The organism is Pseudomonas sp. LBUM1661 (assembly GCF_059695925.1).
Genome location: NZ_CP166794.1, coordinates 380,526 through 399,429, shown reverse-complemented (window position 1 = coordinate 399,429; position 18,904 = coordinate 380,526). Strand labels below are relative to the sequence as shown.

At 60.4% G+C, this 18,904-nt stretch carries 21 protein-coding genes and 1 pseudogene; 16 read left to right on the top strand and 6 right to left on the bottom strand.

Annotated elements, in window-relative coordinates:
* The first annotated feature begins 5 nt into the window (after window positions 1–5).
* The 5 genes from ACA057_RS01905 to ACA057_RS01885 all read left to right on the top strand — a co-directional run bounded on the left by ACA057_RS01905 (window position 6) and on the right by ACA057_RS01885 (window position 5,826).
* Window positions 6–377, top strand: a complete 372-nt coding sequence (locus tag ACA057_RS01905) for a gamma-butyrobetaine hydroxylase family protein (protein WP_008041869.1) — start codon at window positions 6–8, stop codon at window positions 375–377.
* A gap of 257 nt (window positions 378–634) precedes the next feature.
* Window positions 635–2,314: a class II poly(R)-hydroxyalkanoic acid synthase gene (gene phaC / locus ACA057_RS01900; RefSeq protein WP_497345511.1), complete on the top strand. Its 1,680-nt coding sequence runs from the start codon at window positions 635–637 to the stop codon at window positions 2,312–2,314.
* A 148-nt stretch (window positions 2,315–2,462) separates the two neighbouring features.
* Complete coding sequence (gene phaZ / locus ACA057_RS01895) at window positions 2,463–3,317, top strand: poly(3-hydroxyalkanoate) depolymerase (RefSeq protein ID WP_059406464.1); 855 nt, start codon at window positions 2,463–2,465, stop codon at window positions 3,315–3,317.
* A gap of 124 nt (window positions 3,318–3,441) precedes the next feature.
* Window positions 3,442–5,124 (top strand): class II poly(R)-hydroxyalkanoic acid synthase, encoded by a 1,683-nt coding sequence (phaC, locus tag ACA057_RS01890; RefSeq protein ID WP_401359480.1) that lies wholly within the window; start codon window positions 3,442–3,444, stop codon window positions 5,122–5,124.
* 81 nt (window positions 5,125–5,205) lie between these two features.
* Window positions 5,206–5,826, top strand: coding sequence for a TetR/AcrR family transcriptional regulator (locus tag ACA057_RS01885; protein WP_497345508.1), 621 nt, complete (start codon window positions 5,206–5,208; stop codon window positions 5,824–5,826).
* A gap of 115 nt (window positions 5,827–5,941) precedes the next feature.
* Here the strand turns inward: ACA057_RS01885 and ACA057_RS01880 are convergent, their stop codons facing one another.
* The 3 genes from ACA057_RS01880 to ACA057_RS01870 all read right to left on the bottom strand — a co-directional run bounded on the left by ACA057_RS01880 (window position 5,942) and on the right by ACA057_RS01870 (window position 7,745).
* Complete coding sequence (locus ACA057_RS01880; protein WP_497345506.1) at window positions 5,942–6,793, bottom strand: phasin family protein; 852 nt, start codon at window positions 6,791–6,793, stop codon at window positions 5,942–5,944.
* A gap of 10 nt (window positions 6,794–6,803) precedes the next feature.
* On the bottom strand, window positions 6,804–7,226 hold the full coding sequence (locus tag ACA057_RS01875; protein ID WP_401359472.1) for a phasin family protein: 423 nt from the start codon (window positions 7,224–7,226) through the stop codon (window positions 6,804–6,806).
* A gap of 243 nt (window positions 7,227–7,469) precedes the next feature.
* A complete protein-coding gene (locus tag ACA057_RS01870) occupies window positions 7,470–7,745 on the bottom strand; it encodes a polyhydroxyalkanoic acid system family protein (protein ID WP_059406459.1) in 276 nt (91 codons plus the stop codon).
* Window positions 7,746–7,900: 155 nt separating this feature from the next.
* Here ACA057_RS01870 and ubiE point away from each other — a divergent pair, with 155 nt between their 5' ends.
* The 11 genes and pseudogenes from ubiE to ACA057_RS01815 all read left to right on the top strand — a co-directional run bounded on the left by ubiE (window position 7,901) and on the right by ACA057_RS01815 (window position 16,065).
* Window positions 7,901–8,671: a bifunctional demethylmenaquinone methyltransferase/2-methoxy-6-polyprenyl-1,4-benzoquinol methylase UbiE gene (ubiE, locus tag ACA057_RS01865; RefSeq protein WP_007948968.1), complete on the top strand. Its 771-nt coding sequence runs from the start codon at window positions 7,901–7,903 to the stop codon at window positions 8,669–8,671.
* Window positions 8,671–9,294, top strand: coding sequence for a ubiquinone biosynthesis accessory factor UbiJ (locus ACA057_RS01860; protein ID WP_497345504.1), 624 nt, complete (start codon window positions 8,671–8,673; stop codon window positions 9,292–9,294). Before ubiE ends, ACA057_RS01860 begins: the two co-directional genes overlap by 1 nt.
* Complete coding sequence (gene ubiB / locus ACA057_RS01855; protein ID WP_497345502.1) at window positions 9,291–10,895, top strand: ubiquinone biosynthesis regulatory protein kinase UbiB; 1,605 nt, start codon at window positions 9,291–9,293, stop codon at window positions 10,893–10,895. The genes ACA057_RS01860 and ubiB overlap by 4 nt, the downstream gene beginning before the upstream one ends.
* Window positions 10,896–10,974: 79 nt before the next feature.
* Window positions 10,975–11,376: a phosphoribosyl-AMP cyclohydrolase gene (gene hisI, locus ACA057_RS01850; RefSeq protein WP_497345500.1), complete on the top strand. Its 402-nt coding sequence runs from the start codon at window positions 10,975–10,977 to the stop codon at window positions 11,374–11,376.
* The gene (locus ACA057_RS01845; RefSeq protein WP_007899279.1) at window positions 11,369–11,701 is read left to right on the top strand and encodes a phosphoribosyl-ATP diphosphatase; all 333 of its coding nucleotides are present in this window, start codon (window positions 11,369–11,371) and stop codon (window positions 11,699–11,701) included. The genes hisI and ACA057_RS01845 overlap by 8 nt, the downstream gene beginning before the upstream one ends.
* Before the next feature lie 25 nt (window positions 11,702–11,726).
* Window positions 11,727–12,005 (top strand): twin-arginine translocase TatA/TatE family subunit, encoded by a 279-nt coding sequence (locus ACA057_RS01840; RefSeq protein ID WP_010464483.1) that lies wholly within the window; start codon window positions 11,727–11,729, stop codon window positions 12,003–12,005.
* Between the two features lie 10 nt (window positions 12,006–12,015).
* Window positions 12,016–12,477, top strand: a complete 462-nt coding sequence (gene tatB, locus ACA057_RS01835) for a Sec-independent protein translocase protein TatB (protein WP_497345498.1) — start codon at window positions 12,016–12,018, stop codon at window positions 12,475–12,477.
* Window positions 12,474–13,268 carry a twin-arginine translocase subunit TatC gene (gene tatC, locus ACA057_RS01830; protein WP_095127518.1) on the top strand — a complete coding sequence of 265 codons (795 nt, stop codon included), beginning with the start codon at window positions 12,474–12,476 and terminating at the stop codon, window positions 13,266–13,268. The genes tatB and tatC overlap by 4 nt, the downstream gene beginning before the upstream one ends.
* Complete coding sequence (locus ACA057_RS01825; RefSeq protein ID WP_497345495.1) at window positions 13,265–13,972, top strand: 16S rRNA (uracil(1498)-N(3))-methyltransferase; 708 nt, start codon at window positions 13,265–13,267, stop codon at window positions 13,970–13,972. Before tatC ends, ACA057_RS01825 begins: the two co-directional genes overlap by 4 nt.
* Before the next feature lie 176 nt (window positions 13,973–14,148).
* Window positions 14,149–15,207, top strand: a pseudogene (locus ACA057_RS01820) (methyl-accepting chemotaxis protein); the annotation flags it as partial.
* Entirely contained in the window at window positions 15,193–16,065 is an 873-nt protein-coding gene (locus ACA057_RS01815) for a methyl-accepting chemotaxis protein (protein WP_401359632.1), read from the top strand. The pseudogene ACA057_RS01820 and the gene ACA057_RS01815, both read left to right, overlap by 15 nt.
* Window positions 16,066–16,224: 159 nt before the next feature.
* Here the strand turns inward: ACA057_RS01815 and ACA057_RS01810 are convergent, their stop codons facing one another.
* From ACA057_RS01810 to ACA057_RS01800, 3 genes are all read right to left on the bottom strand, one after another.
* Window positions 16,225–16,959, bottom strand: coding sequence for an amino acid ABC transporter ATP-binding protein (locus ACA057_RS01810; protein WP_059406451.1), 735 nt, complete (start codon window positions 16,957–16,959; stop codon window positions 16,225–16,227).
* Window positions 16,952–17,911, bottom strand: coding sequence for an amino acid ABC transporter permease (locus ACA057_RS01805; protein ID WP_497345493.1), 960 nt, complete (start codon window positions 17,909–17,911; stop codon window positions 16,952–16,954). Before ACA057_RS01805 ends, ACA057_RS01810 begins: the two co-directional genes overlap by 8 nt.
* Window positions 17,912–18,058: 147 nt before the next feature.
* A complete protein-coding gene (locus tag ACA057_RS01800; RefSeq protein WP_497345492.1) occupies window positions 18,059–18,856 on the bottom strand; it encodes a transporter substrate-binding domain-containing protein in 798 nt (265 codons plus the stop codon).
* Window positions 18,857–18,904 lie beyond the last annotated feature (48 nt).

Here is an 18,904-nt window from a genome sequence, read left to right as displayed (position 1 = left end):
TTTCTATGATTCCCACCGACATCAAACTGCACAAAGCCTCGAAAACCCTGTCGCTGAAATACGCGTCCGGCGAAGAACATCATCTGCCCGCCGAGTTCCTGCGGGTGCACTCTCCTTCCGCCGAGGTCCAGGGCCACGGCAAACCTATCCTGCAATTTGGCAAGATCGGCGTAGGCCTGACCAAGGTCGAACCGGCCGGTCAGTACGCTCTGAAGTTGACCTTCGACGACGGCCACGACAGCGGCCTGTTCACCTGGGAATATCTGTACCAGTTGGGCGTGCGCCAAGAGGACCTCTGGAACGATTATCTTGCCGAGCTCAAAGCCGCCGGAAAAACCCGCGATCCGAACGAATCAGTCGTCAAGCTGATGCTCTAATTCAGCCCTCTTGCTCATTAGAGGGCATTTTCTAATTCCATCTGTTTGAATGCTCCGCTTCAGGGCCGTTGATTGGCCTGCTTGCGAAAAAAATTAAACTCGGGTAACCAATGGAACTGGCAAGTTCCCTGCAGTGCTCTCTGCGATGAAAAGCAGCGATGCAGAATTAACGGTCACCCGAGTAGTAGTACCTGGCCTTGGCTGTGTGACTGCACAGTTGGACCCGGTACTCGTCTCAGGACAATGGAGCGTCGTAGATGAGTAACAAGAATAACGATGACTTGAAGTATCAAGCCTCGGAAAACACTTTGGGGCTGAATCCTGTCGTTGGGCTGCGTGGAAAAGATCTACTGGCTTCCGCTCGTATGGTGCTGAGGCAGGCCATCAGGCAACCGATTCACAGCGCCAAGCATGTCGCTCATTTCGGGCTTGAACTGAAGAATGTGTTGTTCGGGAAATCCGAGCTGCAACCGACAAGCGATGACCGTCGTTTTGCCGATCCGGCCTGGAGCCAGAACCCGCTCTACAAACGTTATTTGCAAACTTACCTGGCGTGGCGCAAGGAGCTCCACGACTGGATCGACGACAGTAATCTGCCGCCCAAGGATGTCAGTCGCGGGCATTTTGTGATCAACCTCATGACCGAAGCCATGGCGCCGACCAACAGTGCGGCCAACCCGGCGGCGGTCAAACGCTTCTTTGAAACCGGCGGCAAAAGCCTGCTCGATGGCCTCTCGCATCTGGCCAAGGATCTGGTGCACAACGGCGGCATGCCGAGCCAGGTCAACATGGGCGCGTTCGAGGTGGGCAAGAGCCTGGGCGTGACCGAAGGCGCCGTGGTGTTCCGCAACGATGTGCTGGAGCTGATCCAGTACCGGCCGAGCACCGAGCAGGTGCACGAGCGCCCACTGCTGGTGGTGCCGCCGCAGATCAACAAGTTCTACGTATTCGACCTGAGCCCGGACAAGAGCCTGGCGCGTTTCTGCCTGCGCAATAACGTGCAGACCTTCATTGTCAGCTGGCGCAACCCGACCAAGGAACAGCGCGAGTGGGGCCTTTCGACCTACATCGAAGCGCTCAAGGAAGCGGTCGATGTGGTCATGGCGATCACCGGCAGCAAAGACGTGAACATGCTCGGCGCCTGCTCCGGCGGCATCACCTGCACCGCTTTGCTGGGCCACTACGCGGCGATCGGCGAGAACAAGGTCAACGCCCTCACCTTGCTGGTCAGCGTGCTGGACACCACCCTGGACAGCGACGTGGCCCTGTTCGTCGACGAGCAGACGCTTGAATCGGCCAAGCGCCATTCCTACCAGGCCGGTGTGCTGGAAGGTCGCGACATGGCGAAAGTCTTTGCCTGGATGCGCCCCAACGACCTGATCTGGAACTACTGGGTCAACAACTACTTGCTCGGCAACGAGCCGCCGGTTTTCGACATCCTGTTCTGGAACAACGACACCACACGCTTGCCCGCCGCCTTCCACGGCGACCTGATCGAAATGTTCAAAAGCAACCCACTGATCCGCCCCGATGCACTGGAAGTGTGCGGCACGCCCATCGACCTGAAACAGGTCACGGCCGACATCTTTTCCCTGGCCGGCACCAACGACCACATCACCCCGTGGAAGTCCTGCTACAAGTCGGCGCAACTGTTCGGTGGCAAGGTTGAGTTCGTGCTGTCCAGCAGCGGGCATATCCAGAGCATTCTGAACCCGCCGGGCAATCCGAAATCGCGCTACATGACCAGCACCGAAATGCCGGTCAAGGCCGAGGACTGGCAAGAAAACTCCACCAAGCACACCGACTCCTGGTGGCTGCATTGGCAGGCATGGCAGGCCGAGCGTTCGGGCAAGCTGAAGAAGTCCCCGACCACGTTGGGCAGCAAGGCCTATCCAGCCGGCGAAGCGGCACCGGGCACCTACGTACACGAGCGGTAACTGACACACCCCGCCTCCTGTAGGAGCTGAGCGTGCTCGCGAAGGCGGCGGGTCAGTCGACATCAACGTTGACTGACCCACCGCCTTCGCGAGCAAGCTCAGCTCCTACAGAGGGATCGGGGACGAATTCACCCACAGGGCTTGAAGCATGCCGCAACCGTTCATTTTTCGTACCGTCGACCTGGATGGCCAGACCCTCCGCACGGCGGTACGCCCCGGCAAGCCTCACTTGACGCCCTTGCTGATTTTCAACGGCATCGGCGCCAACCTGGAGCTGGTGTTTCCGTTCGTCGCGGCGCTGGACCCGGACCTGGAAGTCATCGCTTTCGATGTACCCGGTGTCGGCGGCTCATCGACGCCGAATCGGCCGTATCGTTTTCCGGGCCTGGCGAAACTCACGGCGCGGATGCTTGATTATCTCGACTACGGGCAAGTCAACGTGATCGGTGTGTCCTGGGGCGGCGCCCTCGCCCAGCAGTTCGCGTATGACTATCCCGAGCGCTGCAAGAAACTGGTGCTGGCAGCCACGGCGGCGGGCGCGGTGATGGTGCCGGGCAAGCCCAAAGTGCTGTGGATGATGGCCAGCCCGCGACGCTATATCCAGCCCTCGCATGTGATCCGCATTGCGCCGATGATCTACGGCGGCGCGTTCCGCCGCGATCCCACCCTGGCCGCCAGCCATGCGGCGAAAGTCCGCTCGGCGGGCAAGCTCGGTTACTACTGGCAGCTGTTCGCCGGCCTCGGCTGGACCAGCATTCACTGGCTGCACAAGATCCACCAGCCGACCCTGGTGCTGGCCGGTGACGACGATCCACTGATCCCGCTGGTCAACATGCGCTTGCTCGCCTGGCGGATTCCCAATGCCCAATTGCACATCATCGATGACGGGCATCTGTTCCTGATTACCCGCGCCGAAGCGGTGGCACCGATCATCATGAAATTCCTCGAGGAAGAGCGGCAGCGCGCGGTGATGCACCCGCATCCAGCGCCATTGGGCGGTTAACCGGCCTTTTGTTGATGAAAAGTGCTCGGCAGGACGCCGCGCCGCGCAACAACCCGTAACAGCGTCTATGGTGTTCTGGTTCGGTGTATCTGTATTTGGCCTGAAGACGAAGGAGTGTTGATTCATGCGCGAAAAACCAGCGAGGGAATTTTTGCCCACTCCCGCCGCGTTCATCAACGCGCAGAGTGCGATTACCGGCCTGCGTGGCCGGGATCTGTTTTCGACCCTGCGCAGCGTGGCAGCCCATGGTTTGCGCAACCCGGTGCACACCGCCCGACACGCCTTGAAGCTGGGCGGTCAACTGGGGCGCGTGCTGCTGGGTGAAACCCTGCACCCGACCAACCCGCAGGACAGTCGTTTTGCCGACCCGGCGTGGAGCCTCAACCCGTTCTATCGCCGCAGCTTGCAGGCCTACCTGAGCTGGCAGAAGCAGGTCAAACACTGGATCGACGAAAGCAACATGAGCCCGGACGATCGCGCCCGCGCGCACTTCGCGTTCGCCTTGCTCAACGACGCCATGGCGCCGTCCAACAGCCTGCTCAATCCACTGGCGATCAAGGAAATCTTCAACTCCGGCGGCAACAGCCTGGTGCGTGGCATCAGCCACCTGGTCGACGATTTCCTGCACAACGATGGCTTGCCCAGACAGGTCACCAAGCAAGCGTTCGAGGTGGGCAAAACCGTCGCTACCACCACCGGCTCCGTGGTGTTTCGCAATGAGCTGCTGGAGCTGATCCAGTACAAGCCAATGAGCGAAAAGCAGTATTCCAAACCGTTGCTGGTGGTGCCGCCACAGATCAACAAGTACTACATTTTCGACCTGAGCCCGCACAACAGCTTCGTCCAGTTCGCTCTGAAGAACGGCCTGCAAACCTTCATGATCAGCTGGCGCAACCCGGACGTGCGGCATCGCGAATGGGGGCTCTCGACCTATGTTGAGGCCGTGGAAGAAGCGATGAATGTCTGCCGGGCGATCACCGGTGCCCGCGAGGTCAACCTGATGGGCGCCTGCGCTGGCGGGCTGACCATTGCCGCGCTGCAGGGCCACTTGCAGGCGAAGCGGCAACTGCGTCGCGTCTCCAGCGCCACCTACCTGGTGAGCCTGCTCGACAGTCAGATGGACACGCCGGCGACGCTCTTCGCCGATGAGCAAACCCTCGAAGCGGCCAAGCGTCGCTCCTATCAGAAGGGTGTGCTGGACGGTCGCGACATGGCCAAGGTGTTCGCCTGGATGCGCCCCAACGATTTGATCTGGAGCTACTTCGTCAACAACTACCTGTTGGGCAAGGAGCCGCCGGCGTTCGACATTCTCTACTGGAACAACGACAACACGCGCCTGCCGGCCGCCTTGCACGGCGACCTGCTGGACTTCTTCAAGCACAACCCGTTGAGTCATCCGGGCGGCCTTGAAGTGTGCGGCACGCCGATCGATTTGCAGAAAGTCACGGTCGACAGCTTCAGCGTGGCCGGCATCAACGACCACATCACCCCGTGGGACGCGGTGTATCGCTCGACGCTGCTGCTGGGCGGCGAGCGACGCTTCGTACTGTCCAACAGCGGGCATGTGCAGAGCATTCTCAACCCACCCTCGAACCCGAAAGCCAACTACGTCGAAAGCACCAAGCTGAGCAGCGACCCGCGAGCCTGGTATTACGACGCCAAGCAAACCGACGGCAGTTGGTGGACCGAATGGATGAGCTGGATCAAGGAACGCTCGGGCGCGCTGAAAGAAACCCACATGGCCCTTGGCAACCAGAACTATCCACCGATGGAAGCTGCACCCGGTACCTACGTGCGTGTGCGCTGAACCTTGAACGCCGCATCCAACCCTGTAGGAGCGAGCCTGCGCTCCCACAGGTTGGCCTGGCATGATCATTAAGAAGACTGGATGAAAACCCGCGACCGGATACTCGAATGTGCCCTGCAGTTGTTCAATCACAAGGGCGAACCGAACGTCTCCACCATGGAAGTTGCCAACGAAATGGGCATCAGCCCGGGCAACCTCTACTACCACTTCCACGGCAAGGAGCCGCTGATTCTCGGGCTGTTCGAACGCTTCCAGGCCGAACTGACCCCACTGCTCGACCCGCCCGCCGATGTGGAACTGGCACCGGAAGATTACTGGCTGTTCCTGCATTTGATCGTCGAGCGCCTGGCCCATTACCGGTTTCTGTTCCAGGATTTGTCGAACCTTGCCGGACGCCTGCCGAAACTGGCCAAGGGCATTCGCAACCTGCTGAACGCGTTGAAGCGCACGCTGGCGTCGTTGCTGGCGCGATTGAAGGCTCAGGGGCAATTGGTCAGCGACACCCAGGCGTTGGGGCAACTGGTGGAGCAGATCACCATGACGCTGCTGTTCTCGCTGGACTATCAGCGGATTCTCGATCGTGAAGGCGAGGTGAGGTTGGTGGTTTACCAGATCATGATGCTGGTGGCGCCGCACCTGTTACCGCCGATCAAGGCGGCGACCGAGCAGATGGCGATGCAGTACCTGGAAGAACACGAATAACCCTCTGTAGGAGCTGGCAAGCCAGCTCCTACAGGGGATTGCGGTGTTCATTGAACCGCGTACAAACAAAAACGCCCGACCTTTGCAGGCCGGGCGTTTTCTTGAACCCTGAAAATCAGGACTGACTGGTTGGCGTCGATGGAGTCGGCGCGGCAGTCGGGGTTGCAGCAGGGGTCGGTGCGGCAGCAGAGTTCGATGTGCCGACTGGCGTTACCGGGGTTGCCGGTTTGGCGGCAGCCACTGCTGGTTTTGGTGCGGCGGCTTTCGGCGCTGCCGGTTTTTTCACAGCCGGTTTTTTCGCTGCAGCAGGTTTAGCGGCCGGTTTGGCTGCTGCGGTTTTAGCGGCTGGCTTGGCAGCAGGTTTAGCCGCTGCTTTTGCCGCAACCGGTTTGGCCGCTGGCTTGGCTGCTGCAGGTTTGGCGGCGGCGGTTTTGGCCGCTGGTTTGGCAGCCGGTTTAGCGGCAGCCTTGGCCAGTGGTTTGGCAGCGCTTTTGGTGGCTGGTTTAGCCGCTGCCGGTTTGGCCGCTGCGGTTTTCGCTGCAACAGGCGCCACCTTGGCACCGGTGAGTTTTTCGATTTGCTTGGTCAGGGTATCGACCTTGCTGTGCAGCGCTTTCACTTCGTTGCGGCTCGGAACGCCCAGGCGCGAAATGGCGCTGTTCAGGCGCTTGTCGAAAGCACCTTCCAGCTCATCCCACTTGCCCAGCGCACGATCTTTCACGCCAGTGATACGCGACTTGGCCGACGAGGCAGAGTCCTTGGCAGCATCAACTTTCTTGCCCACGGCGCTCTTGGTGAGCTTCTCGGCTTTCTCGCCATCTTTAACCAATGTATCGAAGAGTTTGCTGCCGTCAGTGTCGATCTTCGAGTACACGCCTAAACCAGCCAGCCAGATTTTGCGGGAGTAGTCTTCGACCTTCCCGATCCACGAGCTGCCTTCTTTGTCAGTTGTCTTTTTACCAGCCATCCCGTTCTCCTTAAGATTTACGCGCGACGCGTTCGAGCAATGCCGTCAGCTCATCGAGCTTGGCAGAGAGTGTCTCAACGTCATGTTTAGACGGAATGCCGATACGATTCAAGGTACTTGCGACACGCGAGTCAAAAGCCTTCTCGACCTTGTCGAGTTGAAGTTCGACCTTGCCTTTGAAAGTGCTCACTTCAGTCTTGGCTTCATCGATCTCGGCATTCGCTGCTTCAAGCTTCGCGGCAACTGCTTTTTTGCCTTTGCTTTCAACAGTTTGACCGGCCTTTACGAGCTCTTGAAAGTACTCGCTACCCTCTTGGCCGACCTTGGCGTAGGCACCCAGGCCTGCCAGCCAGATCTTGCGGGCATAGGATTTGACGTCGCTCAGAGCGGTTGTCGAAGCGTCGATCTTTTTCTTCAAAATAACTTTGGCCATGGTGCACCTCACGCGCAGAAGGTTTGAGGAACTGCCCGCGAAAGTGTCGGGCTCAGGCACAAAGTAGTGAGAATAATTAGAAACGGCACCCTAACAACTGACACAAAGCTCTGGCCACACCACAAAACAAATGTGGGAGCCAGCCTGCTGGCGATTGCGGTGTGTCAGTAACAGAAAGGCTGACTGACAGGACGCTATCGCCAGCAGGCTGGCTCCCACAGGGGATTTGAATTGAATCGGGAATTACACCAACGCTTTATCCAGCGCCTTCTCGATTTCCGCTTTGATCATGCCGCTCATGGCCGACATCATCAGGCCCAACTCCACATCGACGCGGATCGAATCTTCACTGACCTGCACTGCGCCTTTCACACCGGAGCGTTTGAGGTTCAGGGTATCGCCGGACCACTGCGGCTCCAGGCCATATTGCTCGGACAGTTTCTGCGCCAACTGGTCGGCCTTCTCGCGGGCCGCTTCCTTGCCCAGGCCGTGGGCACGCTCAACACTAATACGGGCCATCGAATGACTCCTGCTTTATGAATACGTTCCTGAAGCATCTTGACCGCTGCTGCGGCAAAACGTCCCGGCGGTTACCTATCTTACCTGCAGCCTTGCCAAGACAAAGCAGGCCACCGGGATTAGAATGTCCCGCATTCTCTTCTGGTGACAGCGATATGACTGATCAGCGCAAAGGCAGCGATGCCGAACCCACCACTCACTTCGGTTTCAAAAACGTTCCGGAAAGCCAAAAAGCGGAAAAAGTCGCTGAAGTTTTCCACTCGGTAGCCGCCAAGTACGACTTGATGAACGACCTCCTGTCGGGCGGCATGCACCGTCTGTGGAAGCGTTTCGCGATCGAGCTGTCGGGCGTGCGCACCGGTAACCGCGTGCTGGATATCGCTGGCGGCACCGGCGACCTGACCAAAAAATTCTCGCACCTGGTTGGCCCGACTGGTCAGGTGGTGTTGGCTGACATCAACGAATCCATGCTCAAGGTCGGTCGCGATCGCCTGCTGGACCTGGGTGTGGCCGGCAATGTCGAGTTCGTCCAGGCCGATGCGGAAAAGCTGCCGTTCCCGGACAACCATTTCGACTGCGTGACCATCGCCTTCGGCCTGCGCAACGTCACCCATAAAGAAGACGCCCTGCGCTCGATGCTGCGCGTGCTGAAACCGGGTGGTCGCCTGCTGGTGCTGGAATTCTCCAAGCCGACCAACGCGCTGATGTCCAAAGCCTACGACGCCTACTCGTTCGCCTTCATGCCGCTGATGGGCAAGCTGATCACCAACGACTCGGAAAGCTATCGCTACCTGGCCGAATCGATCCGCATGCACCCGAATCAGGAAACCCTGAAGTCGATGATGGTCGAGGCCGGTTTCGACCGCGTGACCTACCACAACATGACCGCAGGCATCGTCGCCCTGCACCGTGGCATCAAACCCTGATGTTGCTGGCCGGCCTGCTCGCCAGCGTCGAACTCGGTCTGAACCGGGTGCTGCGTCTCGACAGCACAGCGCTGCCGCGCCTGGCGCATTTGAGCGGCAAGGTGATTGCCGTCGATTGCCGCAGCCCGGCGCTGCAAGTGTTCATCCTGCCCAGCGACGAAGGCCTGATGCTCGCCTCCCACTGGGAAACCGGCGCCGACTGCACCTTGCGCGCACCGGCCTCCAGCCTGTTGAAACTGGCGATGAGCAAGGACAAGACGTCGGTCCTGCATGCCCCGGAAGTCGAACTCGACGGTGACAGCGGCGTGCTGCTGGAACTGGCGGCGATCCTTCAGGACCTTGAGCTGGACTGGGAGTACGAACTCTCGCGCTGGCTGGGGCCGGTCGCCACACACCTGCTCGGCGGCCACCTGCGCAGCCGCGCTCGCTGGTATCAGCAAGGGTTCGCCAGCCTGAATCAGAACCTCGGCGAATACCTGGCCGAAGAATCGCGCACCCTCGTCGGTCAGCGCGAAGCCGAAGCCCGTTTCAGTGAACTGGACCAGATCAAACTCGATCTGGAACGTCTTGAGGCGCGTTTCGAGCGCCTTTCCCGATCCCTCGACCCAAGCGATAACGCATGAAGCTGCTTGCCGTCCGCCGTTTGTTGCGCATCCAGCGCGTTGTGATTCGCTACCGCCTCGATGACCTGCTGTTCGCCCTGCCACTGCCCTGGTTTCTGCTGGCGCTGCGCTACGCCTTGCCGTGGCGCTGGTTCCCGCGCAAAACGCTGGACCTGAGCCGTGGCGCGCGATTGCGCCTGGCGTTGCAGGACCTGGGGCCGATTTTCATCAAGTTCGGGCAGATTCTGTCGACCCGGCGCGACCTGCTGCCGGAAGACATTGCCGACGAGCTGATGAAGCTGCAGGACCGCGTGCCGCCGTTCGACTCGCAAGTGTCGATCAAGCTGATCGAAGAGCAACTGGGCAAAAAGATCAGCGAAGTCTTCAGCCGCTTCGACGTTGAACCACTGGCCTCGGCCTCGGTCGCACAGGTGCATGCCGCGCAATTGAAAACCGGCGAAGAAGTCGTCGTTAAAGTGATTCGTCCAGGTCTGAAACCCATCATCGCCCAGGACCTGGCGTGGCTGTTCATCCTTGCCCGCGCCGCCGAAAAGCTCTCGGCCGATGCGCGTCTGCTGCACCCGGTGGACGTGGTCCAGGACTACGAAAAAACCATCTACGACGAACTCGATCTGCTGCGTGAAGCCGCCAACGCCAGCCAGTTGAAGCGCAACTTCGAGGGCTCGGAGCTGCTCTACGTACCGCAAGTCTATTGGGACTGGTGCCGGCCGAAAGTGCTGGTGATGGAGCGTATCTACGGGATTCAGGTCACTGACCTCGCGACCCTGGCCGACCAGCGCACCGACATGAAAATGCTCGCCGAACGTGGTGTTGAGATTTTCTTCACCCAAGTGTTCCGCGACAGTTTCTTCCACGCCGACATGCACCCGGGCAACATCTTCGTCAGCACCGTCAACCCGTGGAGCCCGCAGTACATTGCGATCGATTGCGGCATCGTCGGCAGCCTGACCCCGGAAGACCAGGATTACCTGGCGCGCAACCTGTTCGCCTTCTTCAAGCGTGACTATCGCCGCGTAGCGCAGTTGCACATCGATTCGGGCTGGGTGCCGGCAGAAACCAAACTCAACGAATTCGAAGCGGCGATTCGGACTGTTTGCGAGCCGATTTTCGAAAAACCGTTAAAAGATATTTCCTTCGGCCAGGTGCTGATGCGCCTGTTCCAGACCGCTCGACGCTTCAACATGGAAGTGCAACCGCAGTTGGTTCTGCTGCAAAAAACCCTGTTAAACATCGAAGGCCTGGGCCGTCAGCTGTACCCGGACCTCGATCTGTGGAACACCGCCCAGCCGTTCCTCGAACGCTGGATGCGCGAGCGCGTCAGCCCCAAAGCCTTGCTCGGCAACGTGCAGAGCCAGATCGAACAACTGCCGCACCTGGCCAACATGGCCCGCGACCTGCTCGAACGCAGGTCCCAGCCGCATGCCAATGATCCGCCACCACCGTGGCATCGGCGCAAGGACGACTGGCTGCTGCGGCTGCTCGGTTGTGCGCACCTGGCCGGCGGCACGATACTCGCGGCGGGCGGGCCGCTGAACGAACTGGGTCATTGGCCGGCCGGGATCATGGTGGCCGTCGGTTTGTATCTGGTCGTTCGCCGATAGCCAGAGCTCCCGCACGCTGGCACACTGTTTCAACGCCTGCCCGACTAATGAAGTGTCGGGCCCGCTGTCGGAGTCGAAGATGAAAAACTGGCTGGACGAAATCAAGTGGGACGCCGATGGCCTGGTGCCCGCGATTGCCCAGGACTACAAGACCGGGCGCGTCCTGATGATGGCCTGGATGAACCGCGAAGCACTGCAGCTGACCGCTGCCGAGAACCGCGCCATTTACTGGTCACGCTCCCGTGGCAAGCTGTGGCGCAAGGGCGAAGAGTCCGGCCACGTGCAAACCCTGCATGAGATGCGCCTGGACTGCGACGCCGACGTGATCATCCTGATGGTCGAGCAGATCGGCGACATCGCCTGCCATACCGGCCGCCAGAGCTGTTTCTACCGCGTCTTCGAGAACGGCGACTGGACAACCGTCGACCCGGTCCTGAAAGATCCGCACGCCATCTATTCCGCAGGACACAAACATGAGTGACACTCTGACCCGTCTGGCCCAGGTGCTGGAAGAGCGCAAAGGCGCCGCCGCCGACAGCTCGTATGTCGCCAGCCTGTACCATAAGGGCTTGAACAAGATTCTGGAAAAAGTCGGCGAAGAGTCGGTCGAAACCATCATTGCCGCCAAGGACGCCGCCATCAGCGGTGACTGCAGCGATGTGATCTACGAAACCGCCGATTTGTGGTTCCACAGCATGGTCATGCTCGCCCAACTGGGGCAGCATCCGCAGGCTGTACTCGATGAACTGGACCGTCGCTTCGGTCTGTCCGGACACGCCGAGAAAGCCTCGCGCCCGTCCGCCTGAACAACTATTAGAGAGGAGCAGCAACATGGGCATTTTTGACTGGAAACACTGGATCGTCATCCTGGTTGTTGTCGTACTGGTGTTCGGCACCAAGAAACTGAAAAACCTCGGCACCGACGTCGGCGAGTCGATCAAGGGCTTCAAAAAAGCCATGAACGATGACGAAAAACCGGCTGATCCAACGGTGACCCCGGCACAACCGGTTCCACCGGTTCAGCCACAGACCACGCAGTCCGTGAACCAGCCGCACACCATCGACGTGCAGGCGCAAAAAGTCGAAGAGCCGATCCGCAAAGACGTGTGAGCACTGACTAATGTTTGGTATCAGCTTCTCTGAACTGCTGCTCGTCGGCCTCGTTGCCCTGCTGGTGCTGGGCCCCGAGCGTCTGCCGGGTGCTGCGCGCACCGCTGGCCTGTGGGTCGGGCGGTTGAAGCGCAGCTTCAACGCGATCAAACAGGAAGTTGAACGTGAAATCGGTGCCGACGAAATTCGTCGGCAACTGCACAACGAGCACATTCTGTCGCTTGAGCAGGAGGCGCGGAAGATCTTCACGCCGACTCAGCAGGAGGCCACGCCGGTTCAGTCGGTTGAACCGGTGGCGGAGCAGACGATTCATGCTCCGATTGCAGAAGCTACCTCTGCCGCGGCAGCGCCGGAAACGGTGAAAGCTGTTGAACCGCCACCGCTTGTCGCGACCGTAGAACCTGTTGCTCCTGCCGCCGCGCCGACAACGCCGGCTCCTCACGACACCACTTTGCCGCCGCGAGTCTCATGAGCGATCTCCCCGAAAACGACCAGCACATGCCGCTGGTTTCGCACCTCACCGAGTTGCGTACCCGCCTGCTGCGTTGTGTAGCGGCGATCTTCATCATCTTCGCCGGGTTGTTTGCCTTCACCCAGCAGATTTACACCTTCGTCTCCACGCCGCTGCGGCAATACCTGCCCGTGGGCGCGACGATGATCGCCACCGACGTGTCGTCACCGTTCCTGACGCCGCTGAAGCTGACGATGATGGTCTCGCTGTTCCTGGCGATCCCGGTGATCCTGCATCAGATCTGGGGCTTTATCGCGCCAGGCCTGTACAAGCATGAGAAACGCATTGCAGTGCCGCTGCTAGTGTCCAGCATCATGCTGTTCTACACCGGCATGGCGTTCGCCTATTACCTGGTGTTCCCGCTGATCTTCAAATTCTTCGCCGCCGCCACCCCGGCCGGTGTGGAAATGATGACAGACATCAGCAGCTACCTCGACTTCGTCATGACGCTGTTCTTCGCCTTTGGCGTGGCGTTCGAGATTCCGGTGGCCGTGGTGCTGCTGGTGTGGATCGGCGTGGTCAACGTCGCTTACCTGAGGAAAATCCGCCCGTACGTGATCATCGGCTGCTTCGTGGTCGGGATGATCCTGACGCCACCGGACATCTTCTCGCAGACGTTGCTGGCTGTGCCGATGTGGCTGCTGTTCGAGATCGGCATCCTGTTCGGCGGCCTGATCAGCAAGCGCGGCGAGCATCCTGACGACCAACCGGCCGACGATCACAACGACCAGCCGCCAGCGACTCAACCGTGAACCTGCTGCTTCTCGAAGAGGCCGACTTTATTGCGGCCGACCGGGCGATCCTGCGTGATCGCCGGTTGACGCACATGCAGGAAGTCCACCGTTCGGTTGTCGGCGACAGTCTGCGGGTCGGGCGTATCGGCGGGCTGATGGGCTCGGCCGAACTGCTGCGCCTGGACGCCGATGAAGCCGAACTGCGCGTCACCCTTGATCAGCCACCACCGGCCAAGCTGCCGTTGACCCTGGTGTTGGCCCTGCCACGGCCGAAAATGCTCCGTAGGGTGTTCCAGACCGTGGCGGCCATGGGTGTGCCACGAATCATTCTGGTGAACAGCTATCGCGTCGAGAAGAGCTTCTGGCAAACGCCGTTCCTGGAGCCCGAGGCGATTCGTGAGCAACTGATCCTCGGCCTCGAACAGGCCCGGGACAGCGTGCTGCCGGAAATCGTCATCGAGAAGCGCTTCAAGCCGTTCGTTGAAGACCGTCTGCCCGCAATCAGCGAGGGCACCCTCGGCCTCGTCGGCCACCCCGGCAACTACCCGCCCTGCCCTCGTGGCCTGGACGAACCGGTGACCCTGGCCATCGGCCCCGAAGGTGGCTGGATTCCTTACGAAATCGACCTGCTCGGCAAGTCCGGCCTGCACCCAGTGCAACTCGGCGAGCGCATCCTGCGCGTCGAAACCGCCGTCACCGCACTGCTCGCCCGCCTCTTCTAACCCCACTCTCCCTGTAGGAGCGAGCTTGCTCGCGAAGAACGTAAGGCCGCCGCGCGCATTCAGGCAGCCCCCGCCATCGTTAACGCCCATCGCGAGCAAGCTCGCTCCTACAGATTCCTGGCGTCCTGCCGATACAGTCCCCATAAAACCTACAAGTGGTCCTGGGGAGTTGCAGCATGTACCAATGGCTAGCCGAGAAACTGGGGAACGTCAGCGTTAACCGCAAATTGAGCGTCGGCTTCGGTCTGGTGTTGCTGTTGACGTTGTTGATCACCTTCACCGGCTGGACCGGCCTGAGTGGCGTGGTGAGCCGGGGCGACAAGCTAGGGTTCATTGCCAGCCTCAATGAGCTGACCAAAGACCTGCGCATGGCCCGAATGGACTACGACATGCGCCGTGGCGAACAAGGCCCGGGGGCCGTCAACGACCTGATCGGCCAACTCGACACCGGACTCAAAACCGCACGCACGCTGATTGACCAACCGGCCGATGTGGCGATGATCGACCAGCAACTCGCCGCCGTCAGCCAGTACAAACAAGCCTTCAGCGCCATGACCCAGGCCGGCGCCAACCGCGAAGACGCCCGCAGTAAACTCGGCGCCACCGCCGATAACGCCGTGGCGCGCGTGGCTGAAGTCGAAAAGTCCTTGCTGCAGGGTGACAGCGTCGCCGACTTCAACAGCGTGATTGAGCTGAGCAAGCTGATCCAGCAAGCGCGCTTCCAGGTGCGCGGCTACACCTACAGCGGCAAGCCCGAAGCCGAGCAACCCGCGCTGGACGCCATCGACAATGCCCTGAAAAACCTCGAGAGCCTGCCGTCCAAATTACCGGAACAGCACATCGCCAACCTGCAACAAGCCACCGATTCGCTGAAAGCCTACCGCGCCGCCGTCAGCCAGTACCGCGACTCCCAGGTGGCCAGCGCCGCCGCGCTCAAACGCATGGCCGAGCAAGGCGAGATCCTGCTCAACGTCAGCAAGAAGCTGACCGCCTCGCAAACCATCGTCCGCGACACAGACGCTGCGCAAGCCAAGAATATGCTGCTGCTGGCCACCGCTCTGGCACTGGCCTTTGGCATCCTCGCCGCCTGGGCCATCACCCGCCAGATCGTGATCCCGCTGAGCCAGACCCTCAAAGTGGCGGAGCGCGTCGCGGCCGGCGACCTGAGCCACAACCTCGTCTCCAAACGCCAGGACGAACTCGGCCAGCTTCAGCGCGCCATGCAGAGCATGACCCTGGGCCTGCGCGAGTTGATCGGCGGCATCAGCGACGGCGTCACGCAAATCGCCAGCGCCGCCGAAGAACTCTCGGCGGTCACCGAGCAGACCAGCGCCGGGGTCAACAGCCAGAAGGTCGAAACCGACCAGGTGGCCACCGCCATGAATGAAATGACCGCCACCGTGCAGGAAGTTGCGCGCAACGCCGAAGAAGCCTCAGAAGCCGCCCTCGCCGCCGACCAGCAGGCCCGCGAAGGTGACAAAGTGGTCGGCGAAGCCATCGCCCAGATCGAACGCCTGGCCCTGGAAGTTGGCAACTCCACCGAAGCCATGAGCCACCTCAAGCGCGAAAGCGACAAGATCGGCAGCGTGCTCGACGTGATCAAGTCGGTGGCCCAGCAAACCAACCTGCTGGCGCTCAACGCCGCGATCGAAGCTGCTCGTGCCGGTGAAGCCGGACGCGGTTTTGCGGTGGTCGCCGACGAAGTCCGCAGCCTCGCTCAGCGTACCCAGAAGTCCACCGAAGAAATCGAAGAGCTGATCGTCGGCCTGCAAACCGGGACCCAGCAAGTCGCAACCATCATGGACAACAGCCGCAGCCTGACCGACAGCAGCGTGGAGTTGACCCGTCGCGCGGGCGGCTCGCTGGAAAGCATTACTCGCACCGTGTCGGCGATCCAGTCGATGAACCAGCAGATTGCAGCGGCGGCCGAGCAGCAGAGCGCGGTGGCCGAAGAGATCAATCGTAGCGTGCTGAATGTACGGGATGTGTCCGAGCAGACGTCGGCAGCGAGTGAAGAGACGGCGGCGTCCAGCGTTGAGCTGGCGCGGTTGGGGACGCATCTGCAGATGCTGGTGGGCAGATTCAAGGTTTGAGGTGATGCGGATGCCTCGGTTGGCTTGAGACCGAGGCGATGCTATCGCTAGCAGGCTAGCTCCCACAGTGGATTTGTGGGGTTCACAGCATTGTGCAACCACAGCAAACCCTGTGGGAGCTAGCCTGCTAGCGATTAGCGGCCCCCAAGGCCGCTGCTCTTAGAGGACCTGACGCAAAAAAGCTTGCGCCCGCGGATCCTTCGGTGCATCGAAGAATTCCGCTGGCGAGGCGTCTTCCAGCAATTTGCCGTGATCGAAAAACAACACCCGATCCGCCACTTCACGCGCAAAACCCATTTCATGAGTGACGCACACCATGGTCATGCCTTCCACGGCCAGGGTTTTCATCACGTCCAGCACTTCGCCGACCATTTCCGGGTCGAGCGCCGAAGTCGGCTCATCAAACAGCATGACCTTCGGCTCCATCGCCAGCGCCCGGGCAATCGCCACGCGCTGTTGCTGACCGCCGGACAGACGCGACGGAAACTCGTTGGCCTTCTGCGCAATGCCGACCTTCTCCAGCAACGCCAAGGCCTTGGCCTCGCGCTCCTTCTTGCCGCGCTTGCGCACGACTTTCTGCGCCAGGCAGAGGTTTTCCAGCACGGTCATGTGCGGGAACAGGTTGAAATGCTGGAAGACCATGCCGACTTCACGACGGTAGGCATTGACGTCGGTTTTCGGGTCGGCCAATTGCAGGCCGTCGATGCTGACCGAGCCCGAGTCAAATTCTTCCAGGCCGTTGAGGCAGCGCAGGAAGGTCGACTTGCCGGAACCGGACGGACCGATCACCACCAGCACTTCGCCCTTGGCCACTTGCGTGGTGACGTTATCAACCGCGCGCACCACGTGGCCGCGGGTGTCGAAGACTTTTACCAGATCGCGGACTTCAATCACTTTGCGCGAGCCTCCGCTCAAGCCGGCTGGCGATTTTCGACAGCGGCAGGTTGATCAACAAATACAGCCCGGCGACGCAGAACAGGATTTCGAACGGCGAGAACGAGGTGGTGATGACTTCGCGACCGCTTTTCAGCAGTTCGGTAATCGCGATCACCGACACCAGCGAGGTGTCCTTGACCAGACTGATAAATTGCCCGGCCAACGGCGGCAGCACGCGCTTCAAGGCTTGCGGCAGCACCACGTGGCGCATCGACTGGCCAGCGCTCAAGCCCAGGGAGCGCGCGGCTTCGTTCTGCCCACGGGCGATCGACTGCACGCCCGAGCGGATGATCTCGGCGACGTAAGCGCCGGTGAACAGTGACAGCGCGGCGATCCCGGCGAATTCCCGGGACAGGTTCATCACGGTGCCGATGAAGAAGTAGAAGATGAAAATCTGCACCAGCAACGGCGTGCCGCGCACCAGTTCTACGTAGATGGTCGAGAGGTCGCGCAAGGTCGGGTTGTTCGACAGACGGCACAGGCCCGTGGCGAGGCCGATCAGCAAGCCGAGCACGCCGGACACCACGGACAACCACAAGGTGGTCCAAAGGCCCCACATCAGCGGTCCGGCCGCCCAATGGCGGGTCACGCCAATCACGTCGCCTTCGGCCACGTCATCGCCCTGGGCGACTTGCAGGCTGTTGTCGTCGACGACCAGATGTTGCTCATCGCCAGCATCGTTGCGCAGGGTGACTTCGGCTTTATCACCCTTGCGCACCAGTTCGCTGACGGTTGCGATGTCGGCGGCGCGCTGGGACTCTTCGGCGTGGTAGGCGAAGTATTGCGGCACGCGGTTCCAGCGCCATTCGTAGGACATCAGCGAGGTGGCGTAGTACAACGCGCCGGCCAGGCCGATCAGCACCAGCACCGTTAACAGGTGCCAAGGCCATTGGGCTTTTTTCTGTTTCATGGGTTTAGCAAAATCCGAAAGTTGTGTCGCCAGGATGGCCGTCATCGCCAGCAGGCTGGCTCCCACAGGGGATCTGTGGCGTACACAAATCCCTGTGGGAGCCAGCCTGCTGGCGATGGGGCGCGGCGCGGTCTAACTGACCGGGCCTTATTCCATGTCCTTGAGCCAAGCGGTGTCTTTGAACCACTTGTCATGGATGCGATCGTAGGTGCCGTCTTCGTGGATCTGGTGCAGGAAGTTGTTGATGAAGTTGATGCTGTCGTAGTCACCCTTCTTCAGACCGAAGGCCAAAGGCTCGTAGGTGAACGGCTTGTCGAGGAACACCAGTTTGCCGGCACCGACCTTGTTCACTGCCACAACGTTGTACGGCGCGTCGTAGATGAAAGCGTCGGCCTTGCCGTTGACCACGTCGAGCACGGCTTCCTGCTCGTTGTCGTAGCCGTGGTACTTGGCTTTGGATATGAGCTTTTTGGCGACCATCTCGCCGGTGGTGCCGAGCTTGGAGGTGATGCGGTAGTCGGCGGTGTTCAGGTCTTTGTAGGACTTGATGGTGCCTTCCAGCTCCTTGCGGATCAGCAGTGTCTGGCCGACCACGATGAACGGTTCGCTGAAGTTCAGGCGCAGGTTGCGTTCCTGGGTCAGGGTCATGCCGCTGCCGATCATGTCGAACTTGTCGGTGAGCAGGGCCGGGATGATGCCGTCGTAACCGGTGGACACCAGCTCCAGTTTGACGCCCATGGCCTTGGCCATGGCTTTGAGGATGTCGACTTCGAAGCCGATGATCTCGCCGCGCTTGTTGGTCATTTCGAACGGCATGTAGGTCGGGTCCATGCCGACTTTCAGCGTGCCGCGCTTGACCGCGTCATCGATGGCACCGGCCTGCGCCGTACTGGCGGCAACCCATGCCGTGACGCCGACCAGCAGCATCGAGAGATACTTCTTCATCATCATGTCCCCAAAACCATTGCGTTGTGAGGCACGCAAACAGCGGGT

What these genes read in the sequence shown, in the direction of transcription:
- phaZ (WP_059406464.1), top strand. Translation starts at nt 2,463, where the DNA reads ATGCCGCAACCGTTCATTTTTCGTACCGTCGACCTGGATGGCCAGACC.
- ACA057_RS01860 (WP_497345504.1), top strand. Translation starts at nt 8,671, where the DNA reads ATGTTGCTGGCCGGCCTGCTCGCCAGCGTCGAACTCGGTCTGAACCGG.
- ACA057_RS01800 (WP_497345492.1), bottom strand. Translation starts at nt 18,856, where the DNA reads ATGAAGAAGTATCTCTCGATGCTGCTGGTCGGCGTCACGGCATGGGTT.
- ACA057_RS01805 (WP_497345493.1), bottom strand. Translation starts at nt 17,911, where the DNA reads ATGAAACAGAAAAAAGCCCAATGGCCTTGGCACCTGTTAACGGTGCTG.
- ubiE (WP_007948968.1), top strand. Translation starts at nt 7,901, where the DNA reads ATGACTGATCAGCGCAAAGGCAGCGATGCCGAACCCACCACTCACTTC.
- ACA057_RS01880 (WP_497345506.1), bottom strand. Translation starts at nt 6,793, where the DNA reads ATGGCTGGTAAAAAGACAACTGACAAAGAAGGCAGCTCGTGGATCGGG.
- phaC (WP_497345511.1), top strand. Translation starts at nt 635, where the DNA reads ATGAGTAACAAGAATAACGATGACTTGAAGTATCAAGCCTCGGAAAAC.
- ubiB (WP_497345502.1), top strand. Translation starts at nt 9,291, where the DNA reads ATGAAGCTGCTTGCCGTCCGCCGTTTGTTGCGCATCCAGCGCGTTGTG.
- ACA057_RS01870 (WP_059406459.1), bottom strand. Translation starts at nt 7,745, where the DNA reads ATGGCCCGTATTAGTGTTGAGCGTGCCCACGGCCTGGGCAAGGAAGCG.
- tatB (WP_497345498.1), top strand. Translation starts at nt 12,016, where the DNA reads ATGTTTGGTATCAGCTTCTCTGAACTGCTGCTCGTCGGCCTCGTTGCC.
- hisI (WP_497345500.1), top strand. Translation starts at nt 10,975, where the DNA reads ATGAAAAACTGGCTGGACGAAATCAAGTGGGACGCCGATGGCCTGGTG.
- tatC (WP_095127518.1), top strand. Translation starts at nt 12,474, where the DNA reads ATGAGCGATCTCCCCGAAAACGACCAGCACATGCCGCTGGTTTCGCAC.
- ACA057_RS01845 (WP_007899279.1), top strand. Translation starts at nt 11,369, where the DNA reads ATGAGTGACACTCTGACCCGTCTGGCCCAGGTGCTGGAAGAGCGCAAA.
- ACA057_RS01875 (WP_401359472.1), bottom strand. Translation starts at nt 7,226, where the DNA reads ATGGCCAAAGTTATTTTGAAGAAAAAGATCGACGCTTCGACAACCGCT.
- ACA057_RS01905 (WP_008041869.1), top strand. Translation starts at nt 6, where the DNA reads ATGATTCCCACCGACATCAAACTGCACAAAGCCTCGAAAACCCTGTCG.
- ACA057_RS01885 (WP_497345508.1), top strand. Translation starts at nt 5,206, where the DNA reads ATGAAAACCCGCGACCGGATACTCGAATGTGCCCTGCAGTTGTTCAAT.
- ACA057_RS01840 (WP_010464483.1), top strand. Translation starts at nt 11,727, where the DNA reads ATGGGCATTTTTGACTGGAAACACTGGATCGTCATCCTGGTTGTTGTC.
- phaC (WP_401359480.1), top strand. Translation starts at nt 3,442, where the DNA reads ATGCGCGAAAAACCAGCGAGGGAATTTTTGCCCACTCCCGCCGCGTTC.
- ACA057_RS01815 (WP_401359632.1), top strand. Translation starts at nt 15,193, where the DNA reads ATGCAGAGCATGACCCTGGGCCTGCGCGAGTTGATCGGCGGCATCAGC.